This window comes from Citromicrobium bathyomarinum (genome assembly GCF_038594485.1).
Classification (GTDB): domain Bacteria; phylum Pseudomonadota; class Alphaproteobacteria; order Sphingomonadales; family Sphingomonadaceae; genus Alteriqipengyuania; species Alteriqipengyuania bathyomarina_A.
Genome location: NZ_JBCFZG010000006.1, coordinates 28,096 through 40,510 on the forward strand (window position 1 = coordinate 28,096; position 12,415 = coordinate 40,510).

Annotated in this window: 11 protein-coding genes; 7 read left to right on the forward strand and 4 right to left on the reverse strand. The window is 63.9% G+C overall.

All coding sequences use genetic code 11. The features are described 5' to 3' along the window. The first annotated feature begins 612 nt into the window (after positions 1–612). From AAG591_RS11350 to AAG591_RS11360, 3 genes are read left to right on the forward strand one after another with little or no spacing between them, the layout of a single operon-like run. Positions 613–1,821, forward strand: coding sequence for an acyl-CoA dehydrogenase family protein (locus AAG591_RS11350; protein WP_342531423.1), 1,209 nt, complete (start codon positions 613–615; stop codon positions 1,819–1,821). A gap of 33 nt (positions 1,822–1,854) precedes the next feature. After that, positions 1,855–3,009 (forward strand): NADH:flavin oxidoreductase, encoded by a 1,155-nt coding sequence (locus AAG591_RS11355; RefSeq protein ID WP_342531661.1) that lies wholly within the window; start codon positions 1,855–1,857, stop codon positions 3,007–3,009. A 41-nt stretch (positions 3,010–3,050) separates the two neighbouring features. Next, positions 3,051–3,836 carry a nuclear transport factor 2 family protein gene (locus tag AAG591_RS11360; protein WP_342531424.1) on the forward strand — a complete coding sequence of 262 codons (786 nt, stop codon included), beginning with the start codon at positions 3,051–3,053 and terminating at the stop codon, positions 3,834–3,836. Between the two features lie 17 nt (positions 3,837–3,853). On the opposite strand, the gene AAG591_RS11365 is transcribed toward AAG591_RS11360, so the two are convergent. From AAG591_RS11365 to AAG591_RS11380, 4 genes are read right to left on the reverse strand one after another with little or no spacing between them, the layout of a single operon-like run. Further along, complete coding sequence (locus AAG591_RS11365) at positions 3,854–4,852, reverse strand: zinc-binding dehydrogenase (protein WP_342531425.1); 999 nt, start codon at positions 4,850–4,852, stop codon at positions 3,854–3,856. Positions 4,853–4,911: 59 nt separating this feature from the next. Then, complete coding sequence (locus AAG591_RS11370) at positions 4,912–6,069, reverse strand: acyl-CoA dehydrogenase family protein (protein ID WP_342531426.1); 1,158 nt, start codon at positions 6,067–6,069, stop codon at positions 4,912–4,914. Continuing rightward, positions 6,066–8,204: a 3-hydroxyacyl-CoA dehydrogenase NAD-binding domain-containing protein gene (locus tag AAG591_RS11375; protein WP_342531427.1), complete on the reverse strand. Its 2,139-nt coding sequence runs from the start codon at positions 8,202–8,204 to the stop codon at positions 6,066–6,068. Before AAG591_RS11375 ends, AAG591_RS11370 begins: the two co-directional genes overlap by 4 nt. A gap of 5 nt (positions 8,205–8,209) precedes the next feature. Next, positions 8,210–9,412, reverse strand: coding sequence for an acetyl-CoA C-acetyltransferase (locus tag AAG591_RS11380; protein ID WP_342531428.1), 1,203 nt, complete (start codon positions 9,410–9,412; stop codon positions 8,210–8,212). A 223-nt stretch (positions 9,413–9,635) separates the two neighbouring features. Between AAG591_RS11380 and AAG591_RS11385 the strand changes: the two genes are divergently transcribed. Genes AAG591_RS11385 through AAG591_RS11400 form a run of 4 tightly spaced genes read left to right on the forward strand, consistent with a single transcriptional unit; the run spans position 9,636 to position 12,402 of the window. Then, positions 9,636–10,757, forward strand: a complete 1,122-nt coding sequence (locus AAG591_RS11385; RefSeq protein WP_342531429.1) for a CaiB/BaiF CoA transferase family protein — start codon at positions 9,636–9,638, stop codon at positions 10,755–10,757. Next, on the forward strand, positions 10,754–11,524 hold the full coding sequence (locus tag AAG591_RS11390; protein ID WP_342531430.1) for an SDR family oxidoreductase: 771 nt from the start codon (positions 10,754–10,756) through the stop codon (positions 11,522–11,524). The genes AAG591_RS11385 and AAG591_RS11390 overlap by 4 nt, the downstream gene beginning before the upstream one ends. A 30-nt stretch (positions 11,525–11,554) precedes the next feature. After that, positions 11,555–12,007 (forward strand): hypothetical protein, encoded by a 453-nt coding sequence (locus AAG591_RS11395; RefSeq protein ID WP_342531431.1) that lies wholly within the window; start codon positions 11,555–11,557, stop codon positions 12,005–12,007. Then, the gene (locus AAG591_RS11400) at positions 12,004–12,402 is read left to right on the forward strand and encodes a MaoC family dehydratase (RefSeq protein ID WP_342531432.1); all 399 of its coding nucleotides are present in this window, start codon (positions 12,004–12,006) and stop codon (positions 12,400–12,402) included. Before AAG591_RS11395 ends, AAG591_RS11400 begins: the two co-directional genes overlap by 4 nt. The last annotated feature ends 13 nt before the right edge of the window (positions 12,403–12,415 follow it).

The following is a 12,415-nucleotide window of genomic DNA, read 5'->3' on the forward strand; positions in this document are numbered from 1 at the left end:
TCCGAGGCCGAGCGATACCTGCTTCTTCGCTGACCGATCTATGGAGCGGCACCCTTATGCGCGCTCGCTAAGGGCTACGAGCGCTACCCTCGGCTATGGGCGAGCTCCCGGCTATCTTTCGCAACGCTCCGCCGACTCTGTTACTGTCAGGCCCGCTCGCCAGTACGACGAACGAAATCCAGCGTTTCGGCATCGCACATCGCATCGACCGCGCCCGTTGTGCCGTGCACGAACAGCGAGCCAATCCAGTCGTGCTGCACCGCTAGCCTCCCGGCCGTCCGGAGGCATTACCTGCGCACAGCTCAACTGCTGCCAGCGAGGCCGCATCGGCGGCAAATCGTGAGCGAACCAATTCATGTCCCCGCTAAACGACCAATCTGACCGATCCGAGATCGGATATGCATTTTCGCGGGCTTGACGTCTTGTCACCGGTCTAGCATTAGAACCTAACGAACGGTAGAATTTATTCACGGCTGATAATTTCTCCGCACGATAAGAAGCTCTGGGGGTACGAGGATACAGCCGCAAAGCGATCATCCACCCGCTTGGATGTCTTTAACAATGGTGGTCGATTCCGCCGCAATTCCAATCAGCGTTCGAGGTAACTTCAATATGAACGACCATCAGTCCGGTGCGAGCTTCGCGTCCTCTTCCAGCATGGACCTCGACCTGCCCGAAGAGCATCGCGCCTTCCGTGACATGGTAGAAAGCTTCGTTCAGGCCGAGCTTCCCAAGGACTGGGCGCGCGAGCTTGAGCAGAAGGAAGACGAGTACCCCTTCGAATTGTGGGAAAAGCTGCGCGAAGCTGGGTTCCACGGACTTGGTATCGATGAGGAATATGGCGGCATCGGCGGCGACGTGATGATGCAGATGATCCTCGCCCGCGCGCTGGCGCGGACCTTGGGCGGGCTTGCATGGATCTGGGGAATTACGTCCTTTGCGGGTGTGAAGTCGATCGGCCTGTACGGGTCGGAAGAACAGAAGCGGCGCTTCCTGCCCGAAATCGCGGCGGGTAACCTTCGCGCGGCGATTGCCTTTACCGAGCCTGGCGGCGGGACCGACCTGCTCGGGTCTATGCGCACGACGGCCACCCGCGGCGATGGCGGCTGGATCATCAACGGTGAGAAGATCTGGAGTTCGTCTGCTCACGTAGCAGATTACCTGCTGCTGCTGGCACGCACCGACAAGGACGTGGAAAGGAGCTACCAGGGCCTGACCCTGTTCTGGGTCCCGACCAAGTCGGATGGGGTCAAGATCACCAAGCTCGCCAAGCTCGGTATGCGTTCCATGGGTAGCTGCGCGGTCCATCTGGAAGACGTTTTCGTGCCCGACGATCTGGTGATGGGCGAAACCGATCGCGCGTGGCGTATGCTGCTGCCCACTCTGAACAACGAGCGCATGATGGTGAGCGCTTTCTGCCTCGGCATCATCGACGGCGTGCTCGAAGACGCGCTCGAATATGCCCAGCAGCGCAAGGCCTTCAACAAGGTGATCGGCCAGTTCCAGGCCATCCAGCACATGATCGCCGATATCAAGATGGCGCAGTACCAGGTCGAATGCATGCTGACCGACTGCGCCTGGAAAATCTCGAACGGCAGGGAATCGCTGATCGAGTCGACCGCGTTGAAGATCGTCGCCTCCGAACAGGCCAACAAGTGCGCCGACCTCGGCATCCAGATCCTGGGTGGCATGGGCTACTCCGCCGAGACCGACATGCAGCGATACTGGCGCGACAGCCGGTTGTGGCGGATCGGCCCGATCACGAACGAGATGGCGCGCAACGTGATCGCGGAGAACCTCGGGCTGCCGCGGTCGTTCTGACCGATGCCGACCGCTTCGGACCACCGCTCAACTTTGGAAGGCACACATGGCAGCTCCGCTGTCGGCCAGCGCGACACCGGGGCTCTAGCACCGCTTTTCGCCCCCTTCGAGGGCGGAGGTCTGAGGCTCCCCAACCGCTTCGTGATGGCGCCGATGACACGCTGGATGTCGCCGGGGCAAATTCCGGGGGCCGATGTCGCAGCATATTATCGGCGCCGGGCGGAGAACGGCGTGGGCCTGATCGTCACCGAAGGAACGACGGTCGATCACCCCGCCTCCTCCTACTCAGTGCGCGTCCCGGCCTTCCACGGCCCGGCACTCGACGGCTGGAGGCGCGTGGTCGATGAGGTCCACGAAGCCGGAGGAAAGATCGCCCCGCAATTATGGCATGTCGGGATCATGCGCGATCCGCGGCAGGGCGACTTTCCCAACCCCGATTTACCGAGCGCGAGCCCCTCGGGCATCTACAAGCCCGGCGGAAAATCGGTCATGCCGCCGCTGGAACAGCGCGGGATTCGCGCGATCATAGACAGTTTCGCACGCGCTGCGCAGGCCGCAGCCGACATCGGATTCGACGCGATCGAAATCCACGGCGCGCATGGTTATCTTCTCGACCAGTTCCTGTGGAGTGCGCTCAACCGCCGCCAGGCCGAAGACTACGGAGGAGACGCGGAGCAACGCGTCCGCTTCGCCGTCGAACTGGTCGAGGCCGTGCGTGCCGAAGTCGGGCCTGATTTCCCGATCATCCTGCGCATCTCGCAGTGGAAGCAGCAGGACTACGATGCCCGTCTGGCAGAGACGCCGGAGCAGTTGGAGCGGATCTTTGCACCGCTGGCGGCCGCCGGGATCGATATCTTCCACTGCTCGCAGCGGCGCTATTGGGACACCGAATTCGAAGGGTCGGCGATGAACTTCGCCGGCTGGATAAAGCAGCTGACCGGAAAGCCGACGATCACCGTCGGGAGCGTCGGGCTCGCTGGCGCGATGTCTGTCACCGACATTGGCGAGCAGGCAGGTGTTTCTGCCGATCTCGCCCCACTGGCCGAGCGTGTGGCGAATGGTGAATTCGACCTCGTCGCCGTTGGCCGCGCGCTGCTCGCCGATCCGGCCTGGGTCCGCAAGGTTCGCGAAGGCCGGCTCGCCGAATTGCGCGCATTCGACAAGGCGGCGCTGGACACGCTGATCTGACCGCCCCTGCCCATCACGCTTGTACGAAGGATAGCTTCGCCATGGCCTCCGCATCCGCCTTTCTCGCCCTGATGAAGCGCTATTGCATCGACTATGTGAATGTCGGCGATCAGTCTGTCACCGGCGACCTGATGATCGAGGATTACGTCCTGCAGATGGGCGAATACGAAGTCGTCGGACGCGACGGCGCCTATTGGGATGCGACCGCCCGGCAGATGAAGCAGTATCCCGGGCTTCTGCTGACCGTCCACGAAATCGCCACTTGCGGAGACCGCCTGATGATGCGGTTTACCGAGCATGGTCGGCACGCGAAGTCGGGTGTTCCGTGTGCGTGGGGTGGCATATCGATGTATCGCTGGGACGGTGCGCGACTGACCCATTGCAGCGTCGAGCAGGATTACTGGTCACGCAAACGGCAGATCGACGCTGGGCGCGCTGATGCGGTCGACCATCCCGCCACCGCCCCCTTTACCGGCCAGGGTTATCCACCCGATGCAGCAGCCGAACAATCCGCGCGCGAATGGCTGGAGGCAGGCGGTATCGGGACGGACCATGCGGTACTGTGCGACGACGAATGGCTGCCGGGTCATGAAAGAATGCGGGTAATCGATCAGCATTCAATTGCGATCCACGATCTGTTCTCGGTCGGGCACAGGGTCGCCTTCCATGCTACGATCGAGGGGATCATCGCAGCCGATTTTCCTGCTGGCGAGGCCGGAGCGCGTGGGGAACTCCATGTTGCCGGAATTCTCCATGTCGATCAGGGCAGGATTGCCCACGGTCGCGTGATCCGTAACCGGATGAACTTGCGCCAGAGCGCTGGCTGAAGCGCTCGCTGTGCCGGTCAGGCGATGGTGACGGTCACCTTGCCCGCCTCGTGCCCCTGCTCAAGGTAGCGAAGTGCGTCGGCCGCCTCCTCGAACTTGAAGCTGCGGTCGACCAGCGGGACGAGCTGGTGCTCCGCAACGAAGTCCAGCATCTCGCCGAACTCTTTCGGATTGCCGACATTGGTGCCGATGATCGAGAGGTTGCGCAGGAAGATATCGGGTGCGCTTGCCTTGAAGACGGGCCCGGCGGTCGAGCCATAGACCACTACCCGCGCACCCATCGCCAGCGTGCGCACATAGGCTGGAAACCCGCCCGCAGGGGCACCGTCGAATACCACGTCGATCGGGCCTGCCGCCCTGCCCAGCGCCTTGGCCCAGCCGTCTTCTGTGTAGACCGCGCCGCCTTGCGCCCCACGCTCCACCGCCAGATCGATCGTTTCCTGCGAGCTGCTGGTCACCCACACCCGCGCGCCCATCGCCACGGCAAAGTCGAGCGCCTGCATCGCGACGCCGCCGCCGATCCCCGTGATCAGCACAGTCTCACCTTCGCGCAAACCTGCCTTGGTGGTCAGGCCGCGCCAGGCGGTCAGCCCGGCCAGCGGGAGCGCGGCGGCCTGTACAAAATCGAGGTGGGCAGGTTTGGGAAACAGATTGGCGGCGGGAACGGCAATGCTCTCCGCAATGGTCCCCGGCCCCGGCATGCCGAGAAGGCCGAAATCGGCGGCCGGGAAGCGCAAGTCGTCACCCCAGCCGAGCCCCGGATAGAGCACCACCTCCCGGCCTGCGAGCGACTTGTCGCCATCGTTGCCGACCGCCTCGACCACGCCCGCACCGTCTGCGCCAAGCGTGGCGGGCAGCGTCATGCCCGGATACTGGCCCTTGCCGATCCACAGTTCGCGATGATTCAGCCCTGCTGCGCGGATCGAAACGATTGCTTCACCAGCACCCGCAGCGGGATCTTCCACATTCTCAATCGAGGGAGCGGTTTCGGTATCCTGCAGGAACAAGGCGCGCATAGTCGAATATCCTCTTGGTTGGTAACAGGTCGGTGCTGCGCGGGCAGCAGGGGGGCCCGTCAGCTCATTTTGCGTTCGTCCAGCCCAAGGCTGCGACCGATGATTTCCCGCATGATTTCCGACGTACCGGCATAAATCCGGCTGATCCGCGCGTCGGTGTACATGCGGCTGATCGGGTATTCGTCCATATACCCCGCACCGCCGTGCAGCTGGAGGCAGGCGTCCGTTACGCGACCCTCGATCTCGCTGGTCAGGAGCTTGGCGGAAGACGCATCCTCTGCGGTCAATTCGCCGGCGTTGAGCAGCATCACGCACTGGTCGACAAAGGTCTGCACCATGTCGAGCTCGGCGCGCATCTGCGCCATCTGGAAACGGGTATTCTGGAACGCACCGATCGGCTTCCCGAAGGCGCGCCGTTCCTTGACGTAGCCTAGCGTCACATCGAACGCGTGCTGCGCATTCGCGAGGAAGCCGATCGAACCGACAAGGCGTTCCTGTGCCAGGAATCGCGTCAGGTAGCGAAAACCCTGATGTTCCTCGCCCAGCAAATTAGCGCGGGGAATGTGCACGTCGTTGAAGAACAGCTCGGCGGTATCCTGACTCTTCAGGCCCATCTTTTCGAGCCTGCGCCCGCGCTCGAAACCGTCCATTCCGCGCTCGACCAGAAACAGGCTTATGCCATGCGGCTTTTCGGGATCGGTGCGCGCCGCGACTACGACGAGGTCGGACAGGATGCCGTTGGAGATATAGGTCTTCGACCCGTTGAGCACCCAGCCATCGCCATCGGGACGCGCAGCGGTGCGCATTCCAGCCAGATCGCTGCCGGTCGAAGGTTCGGTCATCGCGACGGCGAGAATGCAGGTGCCATCGACAATGCCCGGCATGAAACGCTGCTTCTGCTCGTCGGTGCCGAGCTTCGCGATGTATGGCGCGACGAGATCGTTGTGCAGGTTGATGTAGAACCCGCTGTCGCCGTGCGTGGTGTTTTCCTCGATGATGACCTGTTCGAAACGGAAATCGTCGATCCCCGCACCGCCATATTGCTCATCGGCCCAGGTGCACAGCAGCCCGGCTTCCCCCGCCTTCGCGTAGATTTCCCGGTCGACCATGCCCTGCTCGCGGAACCGCTCGCCATGCGGCGCCACCTCGGTCTGCATGAAGTGGCGCACCGTCTCGCGAAACTGCTCGTGCTCGGGTTCGAAAATCAGGCGTTTCACGACCAGTCGAACCCCTCGCCGACACTCGCCCTAGCGCGCAATCCTTCGGGTGGCAGGAACCGGTCTCCGTAAGCCTCCGCCAGCCGGTCGCATTCTTCGACGAAGGTTTCGAGCCCAACGGTCTCGATCAGCGAGACGGTTCCGCCGGTCCAAGTCGGGAAGCCCCACCCCAGCACCGCACCCAGATCGCCGTCAGCGGGATGCGTCAGCACGCCTTCTTCCAGGCAGCGGACCGTTTCCAGCGACTGGACATAGAGGAGGCGCCGCTTGACCTCTTCAACATCGGGCTGGCTCTCGGCCACGGGGAATTCCTCGGCCAGGCCGGGCCATAAATGCTTCTTCCCGCCTTCGGGATAATCGTAGAAGCCAGCGCCACCCTTGCGGCCAGGACGACCAAGGCCATCCACCATCCGCTCCATCACATCCGCCGAGGTCGGCCTGCGATAGGATGGGTCTTCGGCTTCCGCCTGACGGACAATCTTGAGCGGCAATTCGATCGAGGTCTCGTCGATCACCGCCAGCGGTCCGACCGGCATTCCAGCCTGTTTCGCTGCATTTTCGATCAGTTCGGGCGCCACGCCCTCGCGCAGGAGTTCCATCCCTTCGTGGATGAAGGTCTGGAACACGCGGCTGGTGTAGAAGCCACGGCTATCGTTCACCACGATCGGGACCTTGCGGATCTGCGCCACGAAATCGATCGCCCGGGCCAGCGTTTCCGGTTTCGTTTCCTGCCCCATGATGATTTCGACCAGCGCCATCCGGTCGACCGGCGAAAAGAAGTGCAGTCCGATGAAGTCGCCGGGGCGGGAGAAAGCCTTGGCAAGGTCCGAGATCGGGAGGGTCGAGGTGTTCGACGCAAACACCGCATCGGCCGGCATCGCGGCCTCCGCCTTGCCGGTGACGTCGGCCTTGATCGCCGTATCCTCGAACACAGCCTCGATCACCAGATCGCAGCCACCTAGCTGCTGATAATCGGTTGTGGGATGAATGCGATCGAGCAGAACCGCGCCCTTCTCTTCGCTCGTCTTTCCGCGCGCCACGAGCTTGTCGATCACTTTGCGCGACCAGTCCTTGCCCCGGTCGGCGGTGGCCTGGTCGGTGTCGAGCAGAACCGCCTCGATCCCGGCGAGTGCGGCCGAATAGGCGATGCCTGCCCCCATCATGCCCGCGCCGAGAATGCCAACCTTGCCGACTTTTCGCCGTTCGAAGCCATCGGGTCGCCGGGCGCCCTTCTGCGCCAGCCCCTTGTTTACGAACGTGGTTCGGATGATGTTGCGCGCGACCGGATCGGTCATCAGGTGCGCGAAGTGGCGGCTTTCGACAAGCAGCCCCTTGTCGAACGGAACCTGCATCCCTTCGAAAATGCACGCCAGGATCGAGATCGGTGCGGGATAATTGTCGCCGTACTTGCTGCGCAGTTTGGCTGTGACCATCGTGAAGATGCCAGCGGTCGACTGCTTCAGTAGGCCGTTCGACTGCTGGATTGCAAAGCCCTTCACATCCCACGGGCGCGTCGGGTCCGGTTCGGTTGCCAGCCATTGGCGGGCCGCATCGATCACCTTGTCGGTCGCAACGACCTGATCGACCATACCCATTTCCAGCGCCGTCGCAGGGGTATAGCTGCGCCCTTCGAGCAGCGCCTCCATCGCCTTGTCGACGCCGATCATGCGAACGAGCCGCTGCGTACCGCCCGAGCCGGGCAACAGCCCGACATTGACTTCGGGAAGGCCGACAACCGCAGCTGCGTCGTCGGCGAGAATGCGGTGCGTGCAGGCGAGCGCCAACTCGTAGCCCCCGCCCAGCGCAAAGCCGCACATCGCGGCGACCACGGGCTTGCCGCAAGTCTCGAGCGCGCGGTGCATCGCGGTGGCGCGCTGGCTGAACGCGAACGCATCCTGCGCACTCATGCCCTGCATTTCGCCAAGGATGAATTTCAGGTCCGCTCCCGCCATGAAGCCGGACTTGGCCGACGCGATGATGATGCCGGTGATCGCCTCGTCGTCCCGCGCGGCCTCGATGGTCTGCGTCATCTCGGTCACCCAGTCGGGCGAGACAGTGTTTACCGACGCATCTGGATCGTCGAGCGTGATGGTGAGAATGCCGTTTTCGGCATCGGTGCGCAGATATTTTGCCATGACGTTCAGACCCGTTCGATGATGGTCGCAGTGCCGAGGCCGTTTCCGGCGCACAGCGTAACCAGCGCGGTGTTGAGATCGCGCCGCTCGAGCTCGTCGAGCACGGTGCCCAGGATCATGGCACCGGTCGCACCCAGCGGATGGCCGAGAGCAATCGCGCCGCCAGCCACGTTCACCCGCTCCGGGTCGAGATCGAGATAGCGCATGAAACGCAGCACCACGCTCGCGAATGCCTCGTTGATCTCGAACAGGTCGATATCGTCGGGCGTCATGCCCGCCCGGTCGAGCAGCTTGCGCGAAACATCGGCGGGCGCGGTCAGCATGATGGTGGGTTCGGAGCCGATATTGGCGAAGGCGCGAATGCGTGCGCGCGGTCGCAGCCCCGCATCCTTGCCGAACTCGGCATTGCCGACGAGGACCGCCGCCGCACCATCGACAATCCCGGAGGAGTTGCCGCCGGTGTGGACGTGATTAATCTCCGCAACTTGCGGATAACGCTGGATCGCAACCGGATCGAACACCTCGCCCAGCCCGGTGAAGGCAGGCTTCAGCTTGGCGAGCGATTCGGTCGTGGTCTCGGGCCGCAGATACTCGTCGCGGGCCAGCACGGTCTGCCCGATGACATCGGTGACCGGCGCGATCGACTTGTCGAACCAGCCCGCCTGCTGCGCGGCTGACGCCCGGCGCTGGCTTTCCGCGGCGTAGGCATCGACGTCTTCGCGCGAAAAACCATCCAGCGTCGCGATCAGATCGGCGCCGATCCCCTGCGGCGCGAAATAGTTGTGATAGCTGCACCACGGATCGGCCGACCATGCGCCGGTATCGGCACCAATATAGGTGCGCGACATGCTCTCCACCCCGCCGCCGACCGCTGCATTTGCCGCCCCGGTCATGACCTGGGCCGCGGCATTATTCACTGCTTCGAGCGCGGACGCACAAAACCGGTGGACCTGCTGCCCCGCGACCGCTTCCGCCCAGTCTGCCGTGAGCACGGCAGCGCGTCCGATATTGCCGCCCTGCTCGCCCACAGGCTGCGCGCAACCGTAGACCACATCATCGATCCGGGCCGTGTCCAGCCCATTGCGTTCCGCCAGCGCCCTGAGCGGCGTTGCCGCCAGTTCGACGGCGGTAATTTCGCGGAGCGATCCGTCCGGGCGCCCACGCCCCCGGGGTGTTCGTACATGGTCGTAGATCAACGCGTCGGCCAAGCGGGCCTCCCTCTCGTTCGATTTTTTCTACTTATCGTTTGGAAAACTTGACCTGCCAGCAGGCGCCGATTAGGTCAAGGGGCATCAGCGGCGCGCACGATAGAGCGCCGGATTGGGACTGCAGCCGAAGCAAGCTGCGTACGACGGAGAGGTCGATGCTGCCAAATTATTATCGACCCATTGGTCGTTTTTGCACAGGCGCTGTTACTGCCGAGGCAAGCTTTTGAGCACCCCCGGCCTGAAGCATGGTCCGCTGGACGGGCTGCGTATCGTGGAATTCGATGCGATCGGCCCCGTGCCACTCGCGGCGATGATTCTCGCCGATATGGGGGCCGACATCGTCCGGATCACACGGCCCCGAACGGGCAGCGAATCCTGGGACGATGTGGGCGGAGCCGTGCTCCATCGCGGGCGCGCAGCGGTGGAAATCGACCTTGCTACCGATGCGGACAACGCGCTCTCGCTGATCGCCAGAGCGGATGCGGTTCTGGAGGGCTTCCGTCCTGGCGTGATGGAACGTCTCGGCCTTGGCCCGCAGCCGTGTCTCGCGGTCAATCCCGCTCTCGTCTACGGGCGGATGACCGGATGGGGGCAGGACGGGCCCCTTGCGCAGCGCGCGGGCCACGATCTCAACTATCTCGCGCTGACCGGCGCCCTGCACGCGATCGGCCCCGCCGACGCGCCGCCGCCCGTGCCGCTCAACCTGATCGGCGATTATGGCGGGGGCACGATGTTTCTCGTCGCAGGCGTCCTCGCCGCCGTCATGTCGGCGCGCGAGACTGGCCGGGGTCAGGTTGTCGACGCCGCGATGGTCGATGGCGTTTCGTGCCTCAGCGCGCTGTTCCATGCCTTCCGCGCGAGCGGCGCGTGGCGCGATGAACGGGAGAGCAACCTGCTCGATGGTGGCGTACCCTTCTATCGCACCTATCGCTGTGCAGATGGCAAGTTCGTCGCGGTCGGCGCACTCGAACCAAAATTCTACCGTCTGCTGCTCGACGGGCTGGATCTCGACCCATCGGCCTGGCCACAGATGGACCGTGCCGTGTGGCCGTCGATGGCGGAGACGTTTGCCGCGCGCTTCGCCGCGCGCCCGCGCGATGAATGGGCCGACCTTTTCGAGGGAACCGACGCCTGCGTGACACCGGTCCTCGACTGGGCGGAAGCGGCCGATAATGCTCACCTCGGCGCGCGCGGCACGCTGCAGCGCGGCACAGGCACAGTCCACCCGGCCCCTGCGCCGCGTTTCTCCGCCACGCCCTCCGCCATCAGACCCGCTCAAACGCTGTCGCTTGAGGAGGCCTCGCACCGGTGGGATGCGTGCGAACGACTGAAGGAAGCCACATGACCGATCTGTTTTCGCTCGCAGGCAAGGTGGCGCTGGTCACCGGAGGCGCGCAAGGCCTCGGGCGGATGATCGCCGAGGGTCTGATCGACGCAGGTGCCAGCGTATACATAACCTCGCGGAAGCGCGATGTGTGCGATGCCACCGCCGCAGAGCTCGGACCGGATTGTCATGCCCTGCCCGGCGACGCCGGCTCACCCGAAGGGATCGCCGAGCTTGGCAGGCAGTTCCGGCAGGCAAATGCAGGCCGACCGCTTCACATCCTCGTCAACAACGCCGGACGCACTTGGGGAGCACCGATCGACGAATTTCCCGACAAGGCATGGCCGGGCGTGATGGCGGTCAACGTGCAGGCCCCTTTCCGCATGATGCAGGAATTCCTGCCCGAGCTGGAGGCTGGCGGCACGCCGGACGATCCTGCGCGGATCGTCAATATCGGCTCGATTGCGGGGTCAACGACCACTGATTTGAATGCCTACAGCTACGCTGCGAGCAAGGCCGCCCTGCATCATCTGACACGGCAGATGGCCCGCGATCTCGCGCCGCGCCACATAAACGCGAACGTCGTCGTTCCGGGCTTTTTCGCGACCTCCATGACCGCCCACCTGCGTGAGGACACGCGTACCGATCCCTCGGGCCACGTTCCCCTGCGCCGCCTCGGTCAGCCCGCGGATATCGCAGGAACCGTCGTCTACGCCGCCAGCCGTGCAAGCGCGTATATGACGGGCGCGCAAATCACGATCGACGGCGGGCTGACCGGATGCGACTGACGCGCACGCGGCGGCCAAGCGAGTGAGGACATGACCATGGAAGACCTGCCTCCCCCACCCGATGCCGCGGGCCTTTCGCTCGACGGGTCGGAGACCTACACGATCGACCCGGCGGAAAACGCACGGCTGTGCCGTTCGACCGGGGTAGAGCCCGCGGCCGACGGCACGGCGCACCCGATCTACTACTACATCGCGACCCAGGTCGGCATGGGAAAGACGGTGGCCGGGCTTTGCGCGGCCTGCGATTTCGACATTGACGACGGACCGATGATGGTCGGCTCTCAGGCGAGCTTCACGCACCTCTTGCGGGTCGGCACACCCTACCGGGTCAGGGGCAGCATCGTCTCGCTTACCCGCAAGCGCAGCCGCAAGCTCGGGGTTATGGACCTTCTCGAATATCGGCTCGCGCTGGTCGATGAGAACGGCGAAGAGGCGCTCGCATGCACCAACACCTGGGCTCTCCCGAGGAAGGAACTGGCATGAAGGTAGGCGACCCCCTCCCCACGTTCACGCATGATCGCGTCTCGCCCGATGCCATGCGTGATTGGGCGACGTTCCTGCGGGACGACAATCCGATTCACCTCGACCCGGCAGCGGTCGCCGCGCTTGGCCTCGGCGACAGAGTCATCAATCAGGGTCCGGCGAACCTCGCCTATGTCATCAACATGCTGCACACCGCCTTCCCCTCGGGCACGATCACCGCGCTTTCCACCCGCTTCCTGGGCAATGTACGTGCCGAAGACAGCGTGATAGCGGGTGGAACGATCACCTCGCTCAACGCCGACGAAGCAGCATGCGACTTTGAACTGCGCGTGGTCGATGGCGAGCCTGCACTCGCCGGCACGGCGACGATCGCGCTGAACCAGCAGGTTTCTTGACGATTTCCGAACG